This window comes from Aeromonas fluvialis, assembly GCF_000819885.1.
GTDB classification, from domain to species: domain Bacteria; phylum Pseudomonadota; class Gammaproteobacteria; order Enterobacterales; family Aeromonadaceae; genus Aeromonas; species Aeromonas fluvialis.
The window spans coordinates 71,091-94,169 of record NZ_CDBO01000074.1; the positions used below are offsets into that span (position 1 = coordinate 71,091).

Annotated in this window: 17 protein-coding genes and 2 pseudogenes; 9 read left to right on the forward strand and 10 right to left on the reverse strand. The window is 60.7% G+C overall.

Translation table 11 applies throughout. The features are described 5' to 3' along the window. Nucleotides 1–35: 35 nt before the first annotated feature. On the reverse strand, nt 36–1,043 hold the full coding sequence (gene sohB / locus BN1125_RS17040; RefSeq protein ID WP_042013738.1) for a protease SohB: 1,008 nt from the start codon (nt 1,041–1,043) through the stop codon (nt 36–38). 222 nt (nt 1,044–1,265) lie between these two features. On the opposite strand from sohB, the gene BN1125_RS17045 reads away from it, so the two are divergent. Both BN1125_RS17045 and BN1125_RS17050 read left to right on the forward strand, forming a co-directional pair. Continuing rightward, complete coding sequence (locus BN1125_RS17045) at nt 1,266–2,021, forward strand: YciK family oxidoreductase (RefSeq protein ID WP_042013739.1); 756 nt, start codon at nt 1,266–1,268, stop codon at nt 2,019–2,021. 127 nt (nt 2,022–2,148) lie between these two features. Next, a complete protein-coding gene (locus BN1125_RS17050) occupies nt 2,149–3,063 on the forward strand; it encodes a LysR family transcriptional regulator (protein ID WP_042013742.1) in 915 nt (304 codons plus the stop codon). Between the two features lie 15 nt (nt 3,064–3,078). Here BN1125_RS17050 and BN1125_RS17055 read toward each other — a convergent pair whose 3' ends face one another. Then, entirely contained in the window at nt 3,079–4,251 is a 1,173-nt protein-coding gene (locus tag BN1125_RS17055) for an MFS transporter (protein ID WP_042013744.1), read from the reverse strand. 182 nt (nt 4,252–4,433) lie between these two features. Between BN1125_RS17055 and BN1125_RS17060 the strand changes: the two genes are divergently transcribed. Both BN1125_RS17060 and BN1125_RS17065 read left to right on the forward strand, forming a co-directional pair. After that, entirely contained in the window at nt 4,434–5,579 is a 1,146-nt protein-coding gene (locus tag BN1125_RS17060; protein WP_042013745.1) for a MalY/PatB family protein, read from the forward strand. 73 nt (nt 5,580–5,652) lie between these two features. After that, nucleotides 5,653–6,954 (forward strand): annotated as a pseudogene (locus BN1125_RS17065) (TAXI family TRAP transporter solute-binding subunit). A gap of 124 nt (nt 6,955–7,078) precedes the next feature. Here BN1125_RS17065 and BN1125_RS17070 read toward each other — a convergent pair. Then, nucleotides 7,079–7,993 carry a LysR family transcriptional regulator gene (locus BN1125_RS17070; protein ID WP_042013747.1) on the reverse strand — a complete coding sequence of 305 codons (915 nt, stop codon included), beginning with the start codon at nt 7,991–7,993 and terminating at the stop codon, nt 7,079–7,081. A gap of 170 nt (nt 7,994–8,163) precedes the next feature. Between BN1125_RS17070 and BN1125_RS17075 the strand changes: the two genes are divergently transcribed. Continuing rightward, nucleotides 8,164–9,420 carry an adenylosuccinate synthetase gene (locus tag BN1125_RS17075; protein WP_042013748.1) on the forward strand — a complete coding sequence of 419 codons (1,257 nt, stop codon included), beginning with the start codon at nt 8,164–8,166 and terminating at the stop codon, nt 9,418–9,420. Nucleotides 9,421–9,584: 164 nt separating this feature from the next. Further along, nucleotides 9,585–10,290, forward strand: a pseudogene (locus BN1125_RS17085) (ISL3 family transposase); the annotation flags it as partial. 74 nt (nt 10,291–10,364) lie between these two features. Here the strand turns inward: BN1125_RS17085 and ligA are convergent. The 3 genes from ligA to BN1125_RS17100 all read right to left on the reverse strand — a co-directional run bounded on the left by ligA (nt 10,365) and on the right by BN1125_RS17100 (nt 17,141). Further along, a complete protein-coding gene (gene ligA / locus BN1125_RS17090; protein ID WP_084202336.1) occupies nt 10,365–12,515 on the reverse strand; it encodes an NAD-dependent DNA ligase LigA in 2,151 nt (716 codons plus the stop codon). 99 nt (nt 12,516–12,614) lie between these two features. Further along, nucleotides 12,615–13,751, reverse strand: a complete 1,137-nt coding sequence (gene zipA / locus BN1125_RS17095) for a cell division protein ZipA (RefSeq protein WP_042013749.1) — start codon at nt 13,749–13,751, stop codon at nt 12,615–12,617. A gap of 15 nt (nt 13,752–13,766) precedes the next feature. Beyond that, on the reverse strand, nt 13,767–17,141 hold the full coding sequence (locus BN1125_RS17100; RefSeq protein WP_042013750.1) for an AAA family ATPase: 3,375 nt from the start codon (nt 17,139–17,141) through the stop codon (nt 13,767–13,769). A 110-nt stretch (nt 17,142–17,251) separates the two neighbouring features. Here BN1125_RS17100 and cysZ point away from each other — a divergent pair, with 110 nt between their 5' ends. Continuing rightward, the gene (cysZ, locus tag BN1125_RS17105) at nt 17,252–18,019 is read left to right on the forward strand and encodes a sulfate transporter CysZ (RefSeq protein ID WP_042013751.1); all 768 of its coding nucleotides are present in this window, start codon (nt 17,252–17,254) and stop codon (nt 18,017–18,019) included. Between the two features lie 146 nt (nt 18,020–18,165). After that, the gene (locus BN1125_RS17110) at nt 18,166–18,780 is read left to right on the forward strand and encodes a trimeric intracellular cation channel family protein (RefSeq protein WP_042013753.1); all 615 of its coding nucleotides are present in this window, start codon (nt 18,166–18,168) and stop codon (nt 18,778–18,780) included. A gap of 99 nt (nt 18,781–18,879) precedes the next feature. Here the strand turns inward: BN1125_RS17110 and BN1125_RS17115 are convergent, their stop codons facing one another. The 4 genes from BN1125_RS17115 to BN1125_RS17130 form a co-directional block, all read right to left on the reverse strand. Next, entirely contained in the window at nt 18,880–19,131 is a 252-nt protein-coding gene (locus BN1125_RS17115) for a hypothetical protein (RefSeq protein ID WP_042013754.1), read from the reverse strand. A 47-nt stretch (nt 19,132–19,178) separates the two neighbouring features. Further along, nucleotides 19,179–19,724, reverse strand: coding sequence for a peptidoglycan L,D-endopeptidase MepK (gene mepK, locus BN1125_RS17120; protein ID WP_042013869.1), 546 nt, complete (start codon nt 19,722–19,724; stop codon nt 19,179–19,181). Nucleotides 19,725–19,887: 163 nt separating this feature from the next. Further along, on the reverse strand, nt 19,888–21,372 hold the full coding sequence (locus BN1125_RS17125; RefSeq protein ID WP_042013756.1) for a L,D-transpeptidase family protein: 1,485 nt from the start codon (nt 21,370–21,372) through the stop codon (nt 19,888–19,890). Between the two features lie 79 nt (nt 21,373–21,451). Next, the gene (locus BN1125_RS17130) at nt 21,452–22,216 is read right to left on the reverse strand and encodes a substrate-binding periplasmic protein (RefSeq protein WP_042013758.1); all 765 of its coding nucleotides are present in this window, start codon (nt 22,214–22,216) and stop codon (nt 21,452–21,454) included. A 317-nt stretch (nt 22,217–22,533) separates the two neighbouring features. Between BN1125_RS17130 and BN1125_RS17135 the strand changes: the two genes are divergently transcribed. Further along, entirely contained in the window at nt 22,534–23,079 is a 546-nt protein-coding gene (locus BN1125_RS17135; RefSeq protein WP_042013759.1) for a hypothetical protein, read from the forward strand.

Sequence of the window (23,079 nt, forward strand, 5' to 3'; positions counted from 1 at the left end):
GGGATTCCCCTCTGGCTAACGCCGAAGGTGCGGGCTTAGCGCCAGGGACTCTGCTGCCACAGACGCCCCAGTCCGGCTTCGAGCGCCTGAGCGCCCTGCTGCCCCAGCTTCTGGGTCAGGCTTTTTGGCTTGCGATAGCTGATGCCGATCACCTTGTGGTGGCTGGCTTGCGCCAGCAGGTAGTCATCGCTGGTGCAGAGGGCATCCACCAATCCCAGCCCCTTGGCCTGACTCGCCAGCCAGTGCTCACCGGTCGTGACCTGATCGATATCGAGTTGCGGGCGGTGTTCGGCCACAAAGGCCTTGAAGCGCTCGTGGATCGCCGCCAGCTCCTCGCGAAACTTCTCGCGCCCCAGATCGTCGTTCTCGCCGAACATGGTGATGGTGCGCTTGTACTGCCCGGCGGTGTGCATCTCGAATTCAATGTCATGCTTTTTCAGCAACTTGTTGAAGTTCGGCAGCTGGGCGATCACCCCGATGGAGCCAACGATGGCAAAGGGGGCGGCCAGGATCTTGTCCGCCACACAGGCCATCATGTAACCGCCACTCGCCGCCACCTTGTCGATAGCCACGGTCAGCGTGATGTCCTTGTCCCGCAGCCGCTGCAACTGGGAGGCGGCCAAGCCATAGCCATGCACCACGCCACCACCGGATTCAAGGCGCAGCAACACCTCGTCGCCGGGCTGGGCGACGCCAATCACCGCGCTCACCTCTTCGCGCAGGGAGGCCACCTCTTTGGCATCCATACTGCCGTTGAAGTCGAGCACAAACAGGCGACTGCGCTCATCCCCCGCCTTGGCGCGCTTTTTCTGCTCCTCTTTCTGCTGCTTGTCCATCACCTTGCGCTCGGCCTTGCTGGCAAGCGCGCTCTTGAGCGCAAACTGCCCCTGCTCCAGCTCGCTCGAGAGGTCGGTCACCACCAGCTCCCCCTTGCGCGCTTTCGGCTGGCGAGTGCTGACGATCATCAGAATGATGGCGCCGATGGCCAGCAGGAAGGTCACTGTCTTGGCCAGAAACAGGCCATATTCGGTCAGAAATGTCACGATGGACTCCAGAATGGATCGGTTTTCGTCACATTCTAGGGAGTTTGGCGGATGCGCGCAAAAAATCGCAGCCAGTGCCCGAAAAAACCAACCCGAGCATCACAACCTCTCTATTTTCTTCACATTTTTATTGCCGCTGGCTGGTCAAACAGGCGCGCGGATCAGTACACTTGGCGCCGATTGCCATGCACTTATGGCCGGAATTTGTTAACAGGAGTTGTCATGCTCGATTATCAGGCACCCCGCGATCTGCTCAAGGATAAAGTCATTCTGGTCACCGGTGCCGGCGACGGGATCGGCCGCGAAGCCGCCCTCACCTACGCCGCCCACGGTGCCACCGTGATCCTGCTCGGCCGCACCAGCGCCAAACTCGAAGCCGTGTATGACCAGATTGACGCCGCCGGTTATCCGCTGCCCGCCATCGTGCCGGTGGATCTGAAAGGGGCCACCGCCGCCCACTACCGCGGCATGGCCGACACCTTCGCCCAGCAGTTTGGCCGCCTCGATGGCGTGCTGTTCAACGCCGGTTTGCTCGGCACTCTCTCTCCGTTTGAACACATTCAGGAGAAGGAGTGGGACGAGGTGATGCAGGTCAACGTCAAATCGGAATTCCTGCTGACCCAGGCGCTGCTACCGCTCCTGCGCCAGACCGCCAAGGTGCAGGGCGATGCCTCCATCATCTACACCTCCTCCAGCGTGGGACGCAAAGGGCGGGCCTACTGGGGCACCTATGCCATCTCCAAATTCGCCATCGAGGGGATGATGGAAGTGCTGGCCGACGAGCTGGAGAACACCGGTGTGCGGGTCAATACCCTCAATCCGGGCGGCACCCGCACCAAGATGCGCGCCAGCGCCTTCCCGGCAGAAGATCCCATGAACCTCAAGACCCCGGCCGATCTGATGCCGCTCTACCTTTACCTGATGGGATCGGACAGCCGCGGCAAAACCGGCCAGACCTTTGTGGCTCAGCCAAAATAAACAGGCGGCCCAGCCCAAATAAATCAATAAAATACCCAGAGTGTTGTGCGGCAGGGGTTAAATTGAATAGGGAGCAAAGGCTCCCTGTTCGAACCCCTGACCATCCTATCTCCAATCAGGTTGAACTATGTTTCGTCCCAAGAGCACGTTTGAGCAATGGCGGATCTTTCAGGCGGTGGTTGACTGCGGCGGCTACGCCCAGGCGGCCGAGGCGCTGAACAAGAGCCAGTCCTCCCTCAACCATGCGGTTGCGAAGCTGCAGCAGAGTTTGGGCGTGCCCTTGCTGGAGGTGCGCGGCCGCAAGGCGGTGCTGACCCCGGCGGGCGAGATCTTCCTCAAGCGGGCTCGTCAGTTGAGCCAGCAGGTGGAGGAGCTGGAGAATCTGGCCAACAACCTGGAGCGGCAGTGGGAGCCGCAGATCAACCTCTATGTTTCGGCGTTGCAGCCAAGGGATCGCCTCTATCGGGCGCTGGCCAGCTTCTATCCCCGCAGCCGGGGTTGCCGGGTCAACCTGCACGAACGCATTCACTGCCACTTCAGCGCCCTGCAACCGGGGGATCTGATGCTCTCCCAGCACCTTCCCGGCGATCGCACCGGCCTGTTGCTGGACGAGGTGTGCCTGCTGCCCCTCTGCGCCGCCAACCATCCGCTGGCACAGGAGAAGGGGGCAATCCGCAGCGATATGCTGGCCGGCCACAACCAGATCAGCCTCCATCCCCCCATTCACCGCTCGGTGGACTGGAACGATGCGGATGACACCGGCTGGAAGGCGACCCACTACCACGAAGTGCTCGCCATGCTGCGCCTCGGCCTCGGCTATGCCTGGCTGCCCCGCCATCTGGTAGAGCGGGAGCTGGCGGAAGGTTCACTCATACAGCTGGATCTGGAAAGCGGCAACGAGCGCCACCTCTATACCTACCTGCTGACCCTCTCCCCCGAATCCCTCGGCCCCGCGACCGAGCTGCTGCTGCGCTGCCTGCGCAACGAATATCAGGGCGGATCAGCACCGCTCCCGCACGCCCAGCCCCGGCACGATAAATAACAGCCAGATCCCCCGTCAGACGTTGGGCACCCGCCAGCTGGCGGCCAGTGCCACCAGTGCCAATCCCAGCGCCACCATAAAGACCCCGTGGAAACTCCACACCTCCGCCACCACACCGGCGATGGCCCCTGCCATGATGGAGCCGGTGCGGATACTGTTGGCAAACAGGGTGGTCGCCACCCCGGCCCGCCCCGGCATCAGATCCTGAAAGTAAGACATGCCGATCCCCGCCACGATACCGATGAAGATGGCGTTGAACAGCTGCAAGGCGATCAGGGCGTATTGGTCGGTGAGGGTCACCAGACCTGTGTAAAAAGCCGCGCCAGCCAGCACCGCCAGCAACATCATGGGGCGCTTGCCAAAGCGCGCCGTGTAATAACCCGCCAGCAGCATGAAGGGGATCTCCAGCGCCGCCGCCGTGCCCATCAGGATACCGGCAAGCTTCTCATCCATCCCCAGTTCACGAGTGATGTAGAGCGGCATATTGATGAGGTACATGCTGTTGCAGGTCCACATCAGGGTGGAGGCGATAAAGAGCGCCCGCACCGCTGGATCCCGCCAGCTGCTGACCCGCTCGGTCTCTTCAGCCATCTTGGGCAAAGGCAGAGAGGGCAGCCAGCGCCACACCACCAGGGCGCAGAGCAGGTAGGCCAGTGCCGAAGCCAGGTACATCAGCTCGAAACCGTAGCCGATGGCCAGCGCGAAGGCGATGGGCGGGCCTATGACCCAGGCCAGCGAAAATTGAGCCCGCATCACCGAGCTGAACATGTCCGCCCGCCGGTTGCGGCTGTCGGAATACTCCCGCGCCAGCGCAAACAACTGGGGACTGGCCGTGGCCGCCAGCGCAGCCAGCATCACCCCCAGACTCGCCAACAGCCAGTAGTTGCGGTTCCAGGCAAACAGCACGGAGAGCGCTACCCCGGCAAAGCAGCAGCGCAGGATCAGTCGCTTGCGATCCCCCTTGTTGTCGGAGCGATGACCCAGCCACTGGCTGACCAGAATGCCCACCACCGCATTGATGGTATAGAAGAGCCCGACCAGAAAGGGGCGCACCTGCACCTCTTCGGCCAGAAACAGACTTAAGGTAGGCACCTGCAGTGCCACCGCGACGCCGGTCATAAAGGTCACGGCAAAAAATGAAAGAGAGACGGGGTCCGGGCGTTTGACCGCCGCTATCGACAAGCTCATAGGGTTACCACTGATTGGAAGGACGATACGGGCTAACGGGCGGCAGCCGTATGAAAATTCGGCGCTTATCTTATGTCACTATCAAGAGCAGGCTCAAGGATGACATAAGCGGGTGTGCGCCTTGCGAGGGAGGCCGCGACCCCGTAGAGTGAAAGCCCATCCTGCCAGCACAAGGAGTTCGCATGTTTGATTTTGATCAGGAAGTAGACCGCAGTGGCACCATGAGCCTGAAATGGGACAAGTACAAGGGTCAGGATGTGCTGCCCATGTGGGTTGCCGATACCGACTTTGTCTCCCCCCCGTCCGTGATTGAGGCGTTGACCCAACGGGTTGCCCACGGCATTTTCGGCTATTCACGTCCCTCGCCGCGCCTGATTGAACTCATTATCGAACGGATGGCGACCCGCTATGGCTGGACCATCGAGCCCGAATGGCTGGTGTTCCTGCCCGGCGTGGTACCGGGGCTCAACCTCGCCTGCAAGGCGTGGAGCCAGCATGGCCGCGGTATCATCACTCCCAAGCCGGTCTATTACCCCTTCCTGCAGGCGCCGGGCTTCAATGATCGTCCCCTGCTCACCGTGCCGATGATTGAAGAAGCCGGTCGCTGGGTGCTGGATCTGGCAGAGCTGGAGCGTCAGGCCCCCGCCGCAGATCTGCTGCTGCTCTGCAACCCGCACAACCCGGGCGGCACCATCTTCACCCGTGACGAGCTGCTGGCCATCGATGCCATCGCCGCCCGCCACCACCTTGTGATCTGCTCCGATGAAATCCACTGTGATCTGCTGCTGGATAAGAACGCCCGCCATATTCCCTACGGCACCATCAGTGAAGAAGCTGCCGAGCGCTGCGCGGTGATGATGGCCCCGAGCAAGACCTTCAATATCGCCGGTCTCTGCTGCTCCTTCGCCATCATCCCCAACGCCCGTCTGCGCTTCAGGCTGCAGCAGGCGATGCGCGGCATCAGCGCCGACGTCAACCTGCTGGGCTTTGTCGCCGCCGAAGCGGCCTATGAGGGTGGCGAACAGTGGCTGACCGAGCAACTCGACTATCTGGCGGCCAATCTGGCCCTGATCCAGCAGGCGGTGGCACGCTGGCCCGGCGTCAAGCTGGCCAACCATCAGGCGACGTATCTGGCCTGGATCGATGTGAGCACCCTTGGCCTTGCCGATCCCGTCGCCTTCTTCGAGCAGGCCGGGGTCGGACTATCGCCCGGTGCCCAGTTTGGCGACGGCCAGTTCGTGCGGCTCAACTTCGGCTGTACCAGGGCACGACTGATCGAGGCGCTGGCGCGGATGGAGCGGGCCATCCTCGGCCACAGCAAATCGTAATCAACCGGTAGCGGGATGGGTGCGCCCATCCCTTTTTCCCTGTGTCATCAGCCAGCGGTCAACTCAGTCAACTATGTCTTTACGGATCTTGCGTCACCTTCTGCTCCCCCTCTGTGCACTCTCTGCACTGACCCCTCTCGGCAGTCAGGCGCTGACTATCGGAACGGGCCCGCTCAACGGGGTCTACTACCCGACCGGTGGCGCCATCTGCCGGATACTCAATACCGACCATGCCCTGCACGGGGACAGTTGCACCGTGCAGAGTACCCGTGGCTCGATGGCCAATCTCAAGGCGCTCGGCAAGGGGGACGTACAGCTGGCACTGGTGCAGTCCGATGTGTTGCACCACGCCCTGCAAGGCACCGGCCCCTTCAGCGGGCAGGGAGCCAACAATGAACTACGCAGTCTGTTTCGCCTCTATCAGGAGTCGCTGACCCTGCTGGCCGCCCCCGATAGCGGTATCACTACCCTGGCGGATATCGAGGGGAAACGGGTCTATCCGGGCGACAGCGGCGCCGGTGAGCAGATCACAAGTCTGGCCCTGATGGCGGCCATGGGATGGCAAGCCGGGCAGTTTGCTGCCTATCAACTCAAATCGAACAGCGAACCGCTGGAAGGGCTGTGCGATGGCTCGCTGGATGCCGCGTTTGTGGTGGCCGGTCACCCCAATCAGGCAGTCGGCGATCTGATCAGCCGTTGCAAGGTGCGCCTGATCCCCATCGAAGGGGATCAGATCGACAAGCTGCTCAAGCTACACCCCTACTACCAGCGCAGTCACATCGCCGCCAACCTCTATCCGGGGCAGACGGCCTCCATCAACAATATCGGGATGAGTGCCGAACTGGTGGCGCTGGCCAGCCTGCCGGATCCCATCGTCCGTACCGTGCGCGATACCCTGCTGACCAGGGCCAAACAGTTCAGTCGGCTGCATCCTGCCTTGAGCAAGATCACCGTGGGTCGTCTGCAGGCGCAGACCGAGCTGCCCCTCCATGCGGGGATGTCGGATCTGCCGCCAGCGCCCTTGCCTCTGACCCCCGAGCAATTAACACCTGAGCCATCGACCTCAGATACGGCACCAACGGCAGAGCAGGTGAGTACCGCCAACGGGACGACAACGCCCCCTGAGGCCCCCTCCGACGCGACCTCGACCAGCCGTGACCCGGTGGCGATAGACGCCACAGAGACCACCCCCTTACCCGAAAATGCGCCCAAGGTCGCCCCCGAGCTGCCGCAAAGCGCCTCTGCGGCAACTGCGCCGCAAGAGCAGGCAATCTAGCCTGCCAGCAGCGCGGTGACTGGCGAAACCCCGCAGCAGGATAAAACCGACACGCCTCCCGCCCCTGCCACCAGCGCAGCCACACCGCTGCAACCCTGAGTGGTCAGCTCCCACAAACGCATCAGGGCAGCCTCGGCTGCCCTGATTATTGATATGCGCTCGATAGTGGCGCAATTGATGGCGGCTTAGTCACCCCGATAGGCCTGCTCACCTTGCCGCCCCGCTACGGCTCCATCACCCGGGTCAGATAGGGGTTGGGCTTCTGGATCTCCTCCTCCACCCAGTGCAGCAACTGCTTGATGGCCCGCGACAACACCTGATTCTGGCGCACCACGTAGCCCAGACTGGTACCGGGAAAGTCGCCGAGGCTGGTGACCGGCGCGGTGAGGTTGAGGCGCGGATGCAGGGAGAAGTCCGGCACGATGGCGACACCAAAGCCCGCCTCGGCCCAATCCAGCTGGGCATCGACGCTGCCCACCTCCATGATGCGACAGGGGGGCAAGGCCAGCAACGGCAGGGAAGGGTCGATCAGCGCTCGGGTGCGGGTGTCGTGACCGAGCAGGATCAGGGTCGGCTCGTCGAGGGGGTCGCTCTCTCCCGCCACTGCTCGCACCTGCCAGCGGGCGAGGCCATGACCCAGCGCGCACCAAGTCACCTGTTGCAGCTCGGTATAGAAGAGCGGCTCGCTGCGCTTTTGCGCCATGACAAAACCCAGATCCGCCTTACCCGCCTTGACCAGTTCGGCAGCCTGATCCGACGTGGTGTTGAACAGGGTTAGGTCGATGCCGGGGAACTCCCGCTTGAAGCGCTGGAACGGCTGGATCAGCAGCAGGCGGGAGATGATGTCGCTGGCGGCGATGGCCAGCGTCCCCTGACTGAGCTGGTTGAGGGCATTGAGGTCGGACTGGCAGAGCTGCAGTTCGGCGATGGTGCGCTCGGCACTTTGCAGCAGCCGCTCCCCCGCCTGAGTCAGGCGAAACGGGCTGCGCTCAATCAACCGCACCCGGGTCGCCTGCTCCAGCCGCTTGATATGCAGGCTCACATTGGGCTGGGTCATGTGCAGCTCGGTGGCGGTCTGGCCAAAATGTTGCAATCGGGCCAGGGTGACAAAGGTTTGCAGCCAGTGAATGTCCAGCATAAGAGTCCCTCAACCCGCGATGTGCGGGGCTTGCCCGGCAAAATCGGGCGACTTGCCGCTTAATTGGCCATGATTATATGGTTCTCTTATCAGAATTATAAAGATAATTAATTTTTCTAATCCGCATCAGGCTCATAGGATTGACGCCTAACGTCTTAGGAGAAAGAGTCATGTCGTCTATCGTAGTCGTAGGTGCTAACTGGGGTGATGAAGGCAAAGGCCGCATCGTGGATTATCTGGCAGGTCAAGCTGGCGCCAGCATTCGCTTCCAGGGCGGCAACAACGCTGGCCACACCGTGGTCAACGACCTTGGCACCTTCAAGCTGCACCAGGTTCCGAGTGGCGTATTCAACCCGGATTGCCTGGTTGTGCTCGGCCCGGGCATGGTGATCAGCCCCGAGAAACTGACCGTCGAGCTCGACGAAGTCAAAGCCTCCGGCGTGACTCCGAAGCTGGCCATCTCTGACCGCGCGACCCTGTGCCTGCCGCTGCACGCACTGGAAGATACCCTGGAAGAGCAACGTCTGGGTGACGGCGCCTATGGCTCCACCCGTCAGGGCATCGCCCCTGCCTACGGCGATCGCGTGATGAAGAAAGCGATCCTGGTCGGCTGGCTGAAACAGCCGGACGTACTGGTCGATCGGATCCAGTTCATGCTGGACTGGAAACTGCCGCAGATGAAGGCTATCTACCCCTCCTTCGAATTCACCCAGACTGCCCAGGAAATGGCCGACTGGCTGCTGGAAGTCTCTGCACCCTGGATCGACGCCGTGTGCAACGTCAGCATGCCGCTCAAAGCGCTGCAGGCAGAAGGCAAGACCCTGCTGTTCGAAGCGCAGCTGGGCGCTGGCCGTGACCTCATTTACGGCGAATACCCCTGGGTGACCTCCTCCCACGTTTCTGGCGCCTACGCCGGTATCGGTGGCGGCCTGCCGGCACTGCGTCCGGAGCGTGTCATCGCCGTGGCCAAGGCATTCAGCTCCTCTGTCGGTACCGGCACCCTGCTGACCGCCATGGAGAACCAGGACGAGTTCCGCAAGATCACCAACGAGTTCGGTGCCACCACCGGCCGTCCCCGTGATGTCGGTTACTTCGACGCTGTCGCCACCAAGAACGGTGTCGAGCTGCAAGCCGCTACCGAAGTGGCCCTGACCAAGCTGGACTGCCTGACCGGCCTGCCGGATCTGAAGATCTGCGTGGCTTACGAAGGTGCCCACACCGAGAACCCGATTTGGCCGCAAACCGCTGCCCTGAAGCCGGTTTACGAGCAGATGGAAAGCTGGAGCGAAGACATCAGCGGCTGCCGCAACTTCGAAGAGCTGCCGCGCGCCGCCCAGCAGTACGTGCTGCGCATCGAAGAGCTGCTCGGCGTACCGGTTCCGATGGTTTCCGTCGGCCCGGGCCGTGACGAGATGATCCTGCGCTAAGACGCACCTCTTATCGTCAAACAAAAACCGGCATCCATGTGATGCCGGTTTTTTTTGTAGCTATGGCGGGGTTGCTGACAACTCACCAATCCAAGCTCCTTCATCAACTTGGTGGCACGATAACGACTCAGCGCTATACCCCGCTTCGTGACGATACCGGCGATGCCACCGTCATCATGGATGCCGAGCGCACTCGCGTACTGTGAGTGGGAAAGGGCAACAGCCGTAAGGCCACGGCCTTTCTTCGAGCAACTCGGCGAGCGGTGCAAGCAGATCGAGGCGGTGGCGATGGACATGAACACCGCCTTCGATCTGGAGGTGAAGCAGCACGGCCCTCAGGCCGAGGTGGTGTACGACCTGTTCCATGTCGTGGCCCGTTATGGTCGCGACGTGATTGACCGCATTCGGGTCGCTCAGGCTAACGCACTGGGCCATGACAAACCCGCCCGCAAGGTGATGAAGCAGAGTCGTTGGCTGCTCCTGCGTAACCGGGATAATCTCAACGCTGGGCAGGTGGTGCAGTTGCAGGAGCTACTGGCCGCCAATCAACCACTGGCCACGGTTTACGTGCTCAAGGACGCCCTGAAAGAGATCTGGTATGCCCCGAGCGTGCGTGAAGGCTGGCGACGCTGGAGGAGTTGGTTACGGCATGCGCGGGACAGTGAACTGGCCCCGCTGCAACGTTTTGCCCGCAACCTCAAACGCTACGCCAGAGGGATCCTCGCCAGTGCTCGCTTCCATATGCATACCAGCCTGCTGGAAGGGGTGAACAACCACATCAAGGTGATCAAGCGGATGGCCTATGGCTTCAGGGACTCGGACTACTTCTTCCTGAAAATCAAGGCTGCCTTCCCCGGAAAAGCGCGATGAACCCAAAAAATGGTGATTGCGGGGGAATAAAAAAAACCGGCACGAATGCCGGTTTTTTTATCAGAGAGACGAACTCAACCCTGGCCTTGCAGCACCAGCTGCAACTCCTCTTCACTCCAGATGGTGATGCCCAGCTCCTGTGCCTTGGCCAGCTTGGAACCGGCCGCTTCCCCCGCCACCAGTACATCTGTCTTGGCAGATACAGAACCCGCTACCTTGGCCCCCAGCGCCTGCAGCGCCGCTTTGGCATCGTTGCGCGACAAGGTGGTCAGCGTACCGGTCAGCACGAAGGTCTTGCCGGCAAAGGGTTGAACGCTTGCTTCCTTCTTCTCGATGGCCGGCCAGTGGATACCGGCAGCCAGCAAGGCTTCCAGCACCTCCACGTTGTGCGGCTGACGCAAGAAGTAGTAGACATGCTTGGCCACCACCTCGCCCACGTCAGCCACCTCGAGCAGTTGCTCCACCGAGGCGGCGCGCAGGGCATCCAGGGTGAGGAAGTGGTTGGCAAGATTGAGGGCGGTCGCCTCCCCGACTTCTCGGATCCCCAAGGCAAACAGGAAGCGCGGCAGGGTAGTGCTGCGGGCCGCATCGATGGCGGCCACCAGATTGAGAGCCGATTTTTGCCCCATCCGCTCAAGACCGGCCAGCTGAATGGCGTTGAGGCTGAACAGATCGGCCGGGGTCTTCACCAGCCCCTTGTCTACCAGCTGCTCGACAATCTTGTCGCCAAGGCCATCCACATCCATGGCGCGACGGGCGGCGAAGTGCTTGATCGCCTCCTTGCGCTGCGCCTCGCAGAACAGGCCGCCGGAGCAACGGGCCACCGCCTCCCCTTCCAGTCGCTCGACCGCAGAGCCGCACACCGGGCACTCGGTCGGGAAGCCGATCGCACGGGCATCCCTTGGACGCTGCGCCTCCACCACGGCGACGATCTGCGGGATCACATCCCCCGCCCGCCGCACGATCACCGTATCGCCAATCATTACGCCAAGGCGTTCAATCTCGTCGGCATTGTGCAAGGTGGCATTGGAGACGGTAACGCCGCTGACAAACACCGGTTTAAGCTTGGCAACCGGGGTCACTGCGCCGGTACGGCCAACCTGAAACTCGACGTTCTCAAGCTCCGTCATCTCCTCCTGCGCCGGGAACTTGTGAGCGGTCGCCCAACGCGGTGCTCTGGCCACAAAACCCAGCTCCTCTTGCAGGGCGATGGCATCCACCTTATAGACCACGCCGTCGATCTCATAAGGGAGCTCGCCACGGCGAGACAGGATGTCGTCGTGAAAGGCCTGGCAACCGGTGGCTCCCTCTTTGAGCTTCACCTCGGGACTGAGCGGCAGCCCCCACGCTTTGAGCTGGTTGAGACGACCGAAGTGGGAGTCGCCCAGTTGCTCGCCCCCCACGCCCACACCATAGGCGTAAAAGCTCAGGGGACGGCTGGCAGTGATGCGTGAATCGAGCTGACGCAGGCTGCCAGCGGCGGCGTTGCGCGGGTTGACGAATACCTTCTCACCGGCGGCCAGCGCCTTGGCATTCATCGCCTCAAAACCGGCCTTGGGCATAAAAACCTCACCACGCACCTCCAGCCGGGCAGGCCAGCCTGTGCCGCGCAGGACGAGCGGTATGGCCTTGATGGTGCGCACGTTCTCGGTGATCTCCTCACCGGTGGCGCCATCACCCCGGGTGGCCGCCTGCACCAGCTGACCATCCATATAGAGCAGGCTCACCGCCAGACCATCGAGCTTTGGCTCGCAACAGAAGGTGAAACGCACCTCGCGCTTGAGGCGATCGCTCATCCGCTGTTCGAACGCCTGCAGCTCTTCGCTGCTAAAGACGTTGTCCAGACTGAGCATGGGGAGCTCGTGGCGCACCTGATTGAACGCCGTCAGCGGCTGGCCGCCGACCCGCACACTGGGGGACGTCGGGGTTTTCAGCTCGGGGTGCTCGGCTTCCAGCGCGATCAGCTCGCGCATCAGGCGATCGTATTCGGCATCCGGCACCGTGGGGTTATCCAGCACATAGTACTGATGACCGTACTCCGTAAGCAGTTCACTGAGCTGGCTATGGCGGAGCTCAGGATGAGCCAATTCAAGGGCAAGCAACTCCTCCTTCAATCGGTCATATTCGGCATCCGGCACTGTCGGTTTTTTCAACCCGTAGTACTGATGACCGTATTCGGTCAGCAGCTCACACAGTTGACGGTGGCGGGAGATAGTGGCGCTCATGAAAAAGTCTCGAAGTGTGATTGAACATCCGGCCGGAGTAGAAACAAAAATGCGGTACCAGGGTACCGCACTTTTTATTCACTCGACCCGCATGGCGTATTAGTCGCGACTGGCCTCGTAGGTAGCCAGCTCGTGACGGTAACGGGCAATGGTCTCGTCGCTCAGCGGGCTGCGATCCATATCTGTCAGCATGGCATCGAGATCGCTGGCGAGCTGGTCGGCGGCCTGCAGCATATTCTCGAACGCAAACGCAGCGTTGCTGCGCAGCGGCAACTGCATGAACAGGGAGACACCCGGCGTGGTGAACTGCTCCATACGGTACGGATTGAAAGTACCCGGCTTGACCATGTTGATCATGGAAAAGAGCACTTCACCCTTGCCGTTGGGATCTTCGTGACGGTGGAAAATATCCATCTCGCCAAACTTGAAGCCCAGCGCCATCAGGGATGAGAGCAGGGTTGCACCTTGCAAATCATGACCCGGACGGCCCATCAGGTTGATGACATAGACATCCTGCCAGATTTTTTCTACCGGCTGGGGAGCGGAGCGAGGTTCTGCAACGGGAGCCTCGTAGACGGGCTTCTCGTAAACAGGCTCAGGTTCCACACGGCTTGGCTGCTGGACCTTCACTTCCGGTTCGGTGGCTCGCATAGGCTCATTTCGCACACCAAAGGTGGGTGCAGTGGCATAGGCAGGCTCGACCAGCGGCTCATCATCCTGCACCGGCATGACAGGCTCGCGCTGGGGACGGGAGCGGTAGACCGGGGTACGGCGATTGACTTGCGCCGGTTTGCGCACCGAGGCGGCAGGCTCTTGCGCAATGACGTCAGGCAGCGGCTCTTCGAAGTCCAGCTCCTCTTCTTCATCGGCAGGAGGCGGCGGAACCGGACGGGCAGCAGGCTTGCGCACGGCGGGCGGCGGCAGCTCATCCTCGTCATCTTCATCATCAAAGGCGGGCACGACGGCGCGGCGACCAAACTCCGGCTGAAGGCCCTCTTCACTGCGCAGCTTGGGTTCGGCACGGCGGCCACTGCTGACCACGCGCACTTGACCAATACCGTCGCTATCGAAGGCGTCATCATCATCGCGGTTACGCGATTTAGATTCCATCCGGCCAAGGGGTTTCTCTTTGATCGGTGCCTGACGATTCTTTTTGTTGCTCCACAACCCGTGAATGAGCAATGCCGCAATAGCAATACCGCCCAGGGCAACCAAGATGTAACGCAATTCCTGCATTAGCTGCTTCTCTTTCTAGTTTTGCTCAGCCAAAGCGACGGCTTCACCGATATCGACCGACACAATGCGCGAAACCCCGGGCTCTTGCATCGTGACGCCAACCAGCTGCTCAGCCATCTCCATGGAGACCTTATTATGACTGATGTAAACGAACTGTACTGTGCTCGACATCTCTTTGACAAGAGAACAGAAGCGACCGACGTTCACTTCATCGAGCGGTGCATCCACCTCATCCAGCAGACAAAAAGGTGCTGGGTTGAGTCTGAAGATGGCAAAAACCAGCGCAAGCGCGGTTAACGCCTTCTCCCCCCCGGAAAGCAGGGCAATGGTAGCATTCTTCTTACCCGGAGGTCTTGCCATGATGCTCACTCCGGCCTCCAAAAGATCATCGGAGGTCAACTCAAGCCAGGCACTACCCCCACCGAACACTTTTGGAAACAGGGATTTTAAATCTTCGTTGACCTTATCGAAAGTGTCCCGGAACCGTATTTGTGTCTCTTTATCAATTCTTTTAATGGCTTGGCTCAGGGTTTCCAGCGCTTGCTCGAGATCCTGACACTGATTTTCGAGATAGGTTGACCGGCTTTTCGCCTCTTCATACTCCTCCAGCGCCGCCAGGTTGATGGCGCCAAGCGCCTCCACTTGTGCCTCCAGGGTCTGGATCTCCTGACGCAGCTTGCCGCGATCGGCGGCGATCAGCACCGCCTGATCGAGATCTACCAGTCGCACCCCCAGCTCTTCAAACTGTTCGTGCAGCCCCTGACGCCGGGTGAGGTTGCGTTCGCGCTCAAGGCGCAGGGTCGCCAGCGTCTCCTGCAGGGTCACCAGTTGTTTGTGATCGACGCTTCTGGCCTGCTCCAGCTCGCCGAGCTGGCGCTCCAACCCGGTCAGCCGTTGATGGCAGGCGAGCTGCTGCGCCTCCAGAGTGCGCTGCTCGGCCAGCAGCGGCGCCAGATCGGGCACCACCTCGCTATCCGGCCCTTTCAGCCCGGCCAGCTCCAGACCGAGCCTCGCCAGCTCCTCTTCACCAAGGGTAATGAGTTGGCGCAGATTGCCCAACTCCAGTTGCAAACGCTGGCAGGTCGCTTGTTGCTGCTCGCGGCGCACACGGGCTTCGTCGACCGCCCGCTCGCAGCGGGTCAGCTGCTCCTGAGCGACCTGCAACCCTTGCGTCAGCGGCTCCCCTTGCTCCTGCAACTCGGCAAGGCGTGCCTCATCGAGTTCCAGTTGTTCACGGGCGCTGGCCAGTCGCTCTGCCTCTTCGGCCTGCTCCTGATCGAGCCTGATCAGCTCTTCGCCGAGCTGACCAAGCCGCAGCAAGCGCTCCTGCCGCTGACCCTGTTGCAGGCTCCAGGCTTCGCGCAGTTGTTGCCATTTCTGCTCCTGCTCGCGCAAGGTTCGCTGCGACAACTCCTGCGCACTGGCAAGCTGGGCGCGCCGGGCATCGGCAGCAACAAGTTGCTCACTCAGCTGTGCCAGCCCCGCGGCAACCTTCTCCAGCTCGGTGTGCAACCGCTCACGCTCACCCAGCAGCGCCATGGTGCCGAGCGCCGCGCCCTGCCCCAGATCTGCCCAGTTTGGCCCCAGCCAGTCGCCAGCAGGAGTCAGTACCGACTCACCGGCCGCAAGGCTTGGCTGGCGGACCAATGCGGCCTCCCGGCTCTCCACCAGCCAGATGGCGTTGAGGAAGGCGGGAATGTGCTCGCCGTCCAGTTGCGCCGCCAGCGTACCGGCAACCGCAGGTTGCGCCGGGCCAATCCAGAGCCCCTCTTGCGCCAGATTGCACTCGTCCGCCGGCGTTGCGGTGAGCCAGCGACCCAGCACTTTATCGAGCGCCTGTGCCCACTCGGGGGCAACCTGCAGTCGATCCGCCAGGGTCACCCCCTCCATCTGCTCGCCGAGGATCTGATCCAGTGTCGCCAGCCGCGCCTCCAGCTCCCGTTGCTGCCCCAACTGCTGGCCATGACGCTGTTTGAGTTGCTCATGGGCGTCGACCGCCAGCGCCAGCTGTTCGGTCAGCTCGCCGGTGGCAGATCGCGTCAGCTCAAGCTCGCCACTCAAGGCATCGAGGGCCGGTTGCAGATCGTCGGCCTCGGCACCGAGGGGGCCGGAACGCTCATCTTCCAGCTTGAGACGGGCCAGCCGGGTCTTGGCCTGCAGCTCTTGCAGGCCACCCAAGCGGGTGCGGGTCTGGTTGAGCTCGCCCTGCAACTGGGCCAACTGTTGTTGCCACTGCTGTTGACGCTGACGGGCCTGCTCCAGCCCCTCGCTGGCCTGCTGGCAGGCCTCCTGCTGCTCGCTAAGCAACTGCTCACACTGCTCCAGCCGGGCCTCTTCTTGCTCCGCGCGCAATACCCCTTCGGTCAACTGCTCCTGCTGGCTGGCAAGCTGCCCCTTGCGGGTGGCGATCCGCTCGCCCAGCGCCTGTGCCCGGGCCTGCCAGTCGCGCCCCAGTTCACTCTGGTGCAGTTGCTGCTGTTCGAGGCGGGCGATGGCCTGCCCGCCGAGAAAAATCTGCTGCTGGCGATTCGCTTGCTCGGCCTGTGCCTCTTGCCTTGCTACAGACAGGGTGACGTGGCGCCCCTCATCGGCGGTGCGCTTGGCATCGAGCGCCGCCAGCGCCTGCTCGGCCTGCGCCAACTCGGTTTTGGCCTCGCCAAGGCGCGTCTCCAGCGCCCACAACTCGGAGCCAATCAGCTCGGCGCGGGCGGCGCGCGAACGACTCTTGAGCTGTTTGTAGCGCTCGGCGGTCTCTGCCTGGGCTTTGAGGTGTTCAAGGCGCGAGCCCAGCTCGCCGCGAATATCGCCGAGGCGCTCCAGGTTCTCCTGGGTGTGGCGAATCCGCTGCTCGGTCTCCCGGCGCCGCTCCTTGTATCGTGAGACCCCGGCGGCCTCTTCCATAAAGAGCTTGAGATCGGCTGGACGCGACTCCACCAGTCGACTGACGGTGCCCTGCTCGATGATGGCGTAGCTGCGGGGGCCAAGACCGGTGCCGAGGAAGAGATCGGTCACATCCTTGCGACGGCACTTCTGACCGTTGATTTGATAGTGGTTGGAGCCATCGCGCAGCACTTCGCGGCGCACCGAGATCTCGGTAAAGCGGCCGAACTCACCGGGTACCCGATTGTGGGGGTTGTCGAATACCAGCTCGACCGAGGCGCGGCCGTGAGCCGAGCGGTTGATGGAGCCGTTGAAGATGACATCGGTCATGTTCTCACCGCGCAGATGGCGGGCCGAGCTCTCCCCCAACACCCAGCGCACCGCGTCGATGACGTTGGATTTGCCACAGCCATTGGGGCCCACCACAGCGGTCATGTCTGCCGACAGTTCGATGCGGGTCGGCTCGACAAACGACTTGAAGCCGGCGAGTTTGATCAATTTCAGACGCATGGCGGCCTTTGTCGGTAAAGAAATAGAGAGGAGGCGGGCAGGCGACTTTACCAAATCAAAAGCTTGTTTGTAATATGCTGGCTGTTCTCCCATGCATAGATGGAGCTCACATGAGCCAATCACCCCATATGGTCAAAGATTCAATAAGCGGCGCAGACTATTTCCTGCGCGGGTTCTCTCTTATTCGCCAACCGGGCATCCGTACCTTCGTGCTGATCCCCCTGCTGGTGAACTTCGTGCTGTTTGCCGGGGCCTTCTATGCCCTGCTACTGCAACTGGACGGTCTGTTCGCCTGGCTCCATCAACAGATCCCCGCCTGGTTGGGCTGGCTGGACTACCTGCTGTGGCCCATCGCCCTCATCACCATACTGGTGGTCTTCTCCTTTATCTTCAGCTCGGTGGCCAACTGGGTAGCCGCCCCCTTCAACGGCCTGCTGGCGGAGAAGGTGGAGCAGATCCTCACCGGCCAGCCCGCCAATGACAGCGGCATGCTTGATATCGTCAAGGATGTGCCACGCACCTTCGGCCGCGAATGGACCAAGCTGAAGTACTACCTGCCCAAGGCCATCGGCTGTCTGATCCTGTTCCTGATCCCGGTGGTGGGCCAGACCCTGGCGCCGGTGCTCTGGTTTCTGTTCAGTGCCTGGATGATGGCGATCCAGTATGTCGACTATCCGTTCGACAACCACAAGATCGACTTCATCACCATGCGAGATGCCTTGAAGCAACGCCGTGGCAAGTGCCTGAGTTTTGGCGCACTGGTCACCCTCTTCTCCGCCATTCCAGTGGTGAACCTGTTTGTGATGCCGGTGGCCATCTGTGGTGCCACCGCCATGTGGGTCGATCACTACCGGCAGGAGCAATTGGGCGGCCGCTAACCCTTGAACAACGATGAGAAAAAGGCACCCGAAACGGTGCCTTTTAACTTTTTTGTATGAATTAAATTAATGTGTAGGTGGGTTTCATTGTCCCATATAGTCCTAATTGATAGGATACTGGCCTTTCTCGTACCCTAGGATAACTCATGTTACATGCACTCTTCTTGGTCGGCTTGGTAGCCGAAGGGATGACTGGCGCACTGGCTGCGGGTCGGCGACGGATGGATCTGTTTGGTGTGGTAATCATCGCCTCGGCGACGGCCATCGGGGGCGGCACCATTCGCGATGTGCTGCTGGGTCACTATCCGCTGCTCTGGATTGAGCATCCGGAATATGTGCTGTTGGTGGCCGCCGCCGCGATGGCCGGGGTGATCTCGGCACCGCTGATGCGCTATCTCGGCAAGCTGTTTCTGGCGCTCGATGCGCTGGGGCTGGTGGTGTTCTCAATTTTCGGCGCCGCCCGGGCGCTGGAGATGGGTCACGGCGCTGGTATTGCCTGCATCATGGCGGTGGTGACCGGGGTATTTGGCGGTGTGCTGCGAGACCTGCTCTGCCAGCGCATTCCCTTGGTATTTCGCCGCGAGCTCTATGCCGCCGTTTCGCTGATCACCGCGGCCCTCTACTGTCTGACGCTGGATCAGGGACTGCCAGCCAACTGGGCAGCCTTCGGCGCGATCGGGATCGGCTTCGTGCTGCGACTGCTGGCCGTGCGCTTCAAATGGGGGCTGCCCACCTTCAACTACCAGTACGCGACTCACTGAGTACGCCAGTTTCTGGCAAGGTGGCATGGATTGCGAGCAACAAAAAAGCGCCCGAGTGGCGCTTTTTTCATGAATGTGCGGTGTCACAGGCCCTGTGACTCAGTTAATCCCTTCCGAACTGAAGAAGGTCGCCTTGTCGGCGATAAAGTGGATCTTGATGTTCTTCCCTTCCCCGCCCCAGAGGCAGCTGGTGGTGCCCAACGCATCATCACAGCGCTCCGCCTTGCCCAGAATGGCGCTGGCTTCGGCGTAACTCATCCCCATCTTTAACTGGTCGTAATTTTCGCGGTTGAGCTTGCTGCAACCGGTCAATAACAGGGCGACAAGAGCGCCAATCGCTATCTTTTTCATCGCTATCTCCTCTCTGGTGGGAAGAGCTTGGCAGTTTGCCAACCCCTTTACCAACTGCGCACTGGGCCGGTATCGAGGTGAACGAAGTTATCGTGGGGATAGTAACCAACCCCACCCACCTTGAGCTGGAGCGCCGCCTTGCGCAGATGGGCCAGCTGTACGCCGGGGATCCGCACATCCACCGCCTGCCCCAGGGTGTGATAGCTGTGCTTGGCCACACCGCGGCTCTTATGACGCTTCTGGCGATTGGTCGCCGGGGCGCGATAGCCGGAAATCAGCTGGATCTCGCTGCGTCGGCCCAGCTTGTGCTGCAACAGGAACAGCTGATCAAACAGCTTCTTGTCGATATTGAACACTTCATTGCGGCGATAATCGCGGAAGATGTGGTTGAGTTCGGCCAGTCCATCGCTCAGATAGTGGCCGTTCTCCCAATAACTGGCACGTACCCGCTCGCCAGTATTGAGATTGAAGAAACTAAGTTCACGCCCGGTGGTACTGCGGCTGGCCAGTGCTGGGAAGGTGATCAGCGAGCTGCCCAGCAGGCAACCGGCTCCCAACAACAGGCGACGTCGACTTATCTCTTGTTCCAGCATAAGGGGTTCGTCCATCGCAGATTCAAGCGAAAAAGTTAAATACGATTACTAAGTAAATTTGATACAGGCGCCTGAAACTACCCTCCGGCAGGGGGCTATGTCAAACCTCAATCGTCCATAGAAAAGCCCGGCACAGGCCGGGCTTGTCACTCTGTGGCAGGGATCACAGCAGACGGCTCTGAAAACTGACCCGATCAAATCCGTAGATGTCATTACGCAGTTGCTGGCGACCATTTTCGTCGAGCCAGCTGCTCCAGTAGACGGTAAAGACCGGGATCGGCGTGGTCAGCGGCAACCATTTGGTCTGACTCTCCTTGAGGATATTGGCTACCTTGTCCGGCTGATAACGGGAGTCCGCGAGCAACAGTTCGGCCAGATCGTCTGCATGCTCGACCCGGATGCAGCCCGAACTGAAGGCGCGTGCTCCCAGCTCGAACAGCGCCTTGCGCGGAGTGGAGTGCAGATAAATGGCATCGTTGTTGGGCAGATAGAACTTGTAGCGCCCCAAGGCGTTGTGATCCCCCGGCTTTTGCCGCAGTCGGTAGGGGAAGCCGGCCGCCAGCGCATGGTGCCAGCCATCTTCGCTGAACTGCACCGGGTTGCCTTCGCCGTCGATCACCTCGAACTGCTCGCGGTCCAGGTAGGCGGGATCGCGCCCAAGCTTGGGCAGAATATCCTTGCTCAGGATCGAGCGTGGCACATGCCAAGCCGGGTTGAGCACGATGGAACGGATTTCGCTGGCCAGGATCGGGGTCGCCCGTTGCTCCTGGCCAACGATGACCCGGCTGGTGAATACCTCGTTGCCGGATTCCACCACGCTCAGGCGATAGTCGGGAATATTGACCAGCACGTAGCGGGGCTTGCTCAGCTGATCCACCAAATCACGACGCCACAGGTTGCGCAGCAGCAGGCTGGCGCGCACTTGCGGCCCGGTATTGAGCCAGGAGCGAGTTTGCCGACCTATGATGCCATCGGCGGTCAGGCCGTGGCGACGCTGGAACTGTTTGATGGCCTGCTCGGTATCGTCATCGTAAATCAGGTCACCATGGCGCGGGGCGCTGTCGCCCAGCTCGTTGAGCATGGCTCGGATCTGGCCGAGCTCGGCGGAGCTCTCTCCGGCACGCAGGGTCGGCATATCGAGGGTCGGCCACTTGCTGGCCATCGGCATCGCCAGCAGCTTGTGCACTTTGGCCCGCACCGCCTCATATTCCGCCACCTGAGGACGTAGGAATTTCACCTGGGTGAGCAGATCATCATCGCTGGGATTGGTCACCACAGGGCGGTTCAAATCGAGCTTGAGGGTCTTCATCTGCTCGCGTGAAACCAGATCCATCCCCCGCCAGGCATGCTGAAAACGGGCCAGCTTGGTAAAAGCTTCGTCATAGATAGCGCTGCGCTGCGCTGCCGGCGTATCCTGCAAGCGCTTCCATAACGTGAAAAAATCAGGATGCAACTGGGCAAGCACAGCCTCTCGCAGCTGTTGCTCCAACTCGATCCGGGCCTGTTCGGCCTGACTGCCCTGATACCAGTCGTGTCCGGTTTCACTGGCCGCCACCACGACTTGTACTTCGGTCGCATGTACCGCGCCAGCGGGCAAACACCCCAGCCACACCAGATTGGCAAGGGCCAGCCAATACTTCATCCCCATGGATACCTCAAAACGATTGATGCACGCAGTCAAACACCACCATCAGGTCGCTCATGATGCGTGAACGGCCAATACTTTGCTAGCGCCCAAGAGCATAACGTTGCCAGATATAGTCATACGCATCTGTTCCCTTGAACCGAGCTAACGCCTGATTGAATTGCTGCAAGAACGCGGGCGAAAAGCTGCGTTTGCTCAGCATAAAGAAGCTCGGCGATTCGTAAACCACCATGGGGTGATAGGAGAACGCCCCTCTTATCCCCTCTTTGGCGAGGGCACTGGGAGTGGCCAGCATGTCACCGAGGAAACCGTCGATGCGCCCGCGGGCCAGCTTATCGAAATTCTGCTTGTCGCTCACCGCACTCACCTGCTTGGCATAGCGGCCGAGCAGCGACATCACCTCATCCCCATAAAAGTACTCTTTGGTAACGCCGAGGGAGTAGCCACTGGCCAGCCAGCTCGCCAGATCCTGCTCGGGATAGTGGCTGCCCTTGCGGATCCACAGCAAGGTGCGCCCCGGGTTGTAGGAGTCGGAAAACCAGGCATAACGAGCGCGCTCATCGTTGATGTTCGCCTCCATCGCCATGTCTATCTCGCCATACTCCATCTCGTGCAGTACCCGCTTCCAGGGCAGCTCCACATAGTTGACCTTGCAGTGCATAGAAGTGAGCACGGCTGTCAGCACCTCGACAGCATAACCGCGCACCTGTTGCGGTGAGTCGGCTTCGTAATAATGGTAGGGGGGCCAGTTATCGTAACCGACCTGAATGGGCTCGGGACACAGGGCCTTGGCGAATGCCATTGGCGCCCATAATCCAAGCAGCAAACAGCAAGAGATCCACTTCATATGTCATCCTTGACGAATAGGTGAGTCATCATAAATCGCCCCCGGCAAAATGGCGATAGAAGCCTGGTGACTATCGCATCCGCTAGAAAATGACGCAGCAAAGTATCTTTAATCTACCAAATGGCCTGCCGGATCGCCCTTACCACTGGCGACTTGCCCTCCACCAACCTTGACCAGAAAAAAGCCTTGTTTGGAACAGGAGAGCATGGGTTGATTTGTGACCAAATATTTTTTTGTGATCCACTATGCTTTTTTTGCAATTGGATTAGCATATGCGCGGCATCGGCCTACCCATTCTGCCAGGCATAGAGAGTGATATGACGTACAAAAAGTTCGGTTTTTTGACTGCCATTCTGGTGTTAAGCGGTTTTTATCTTTACACCCTCTATCTGGCTGCTCACCCCAACGTGAGCCTGGCCTATCGCCTCTATTATCTGGAGGGGAAAACCCGTTTCTGGGAACACAACTCCAGCATGACCTATCAGCCGGGCAACGAGCTCAATCTGACCAAACCGAGCCGTTTCCTCTCCAGCGAAGGTTGGGCCAAGAAGCCGAGTGACGAAGGGACCCAGCTAACTGGCAAGGGGGGACTCTACTTTGTGCTGCCCAAACAGGCAGCCAATCCGGATCAGCTCACCGTACACGCCCGCATCAACAGCCCGCAAGCCGGTGCCCTGTTGCAAGTGGCGCTGGGTCACGACTTGACGACGACAGTCAAACTGGCCAAAGCGGGCATCAACGAGATCCGGCTCAGTCTGCCCGGTGACTCGCTCACCGCAGACCCCAAGCGCCCCAATTTTCTGGCGCTCTCGGCACCCACCCCCATCAATGTCCAGTCGGTGCGTTTGACCGTTGCCCAGTGA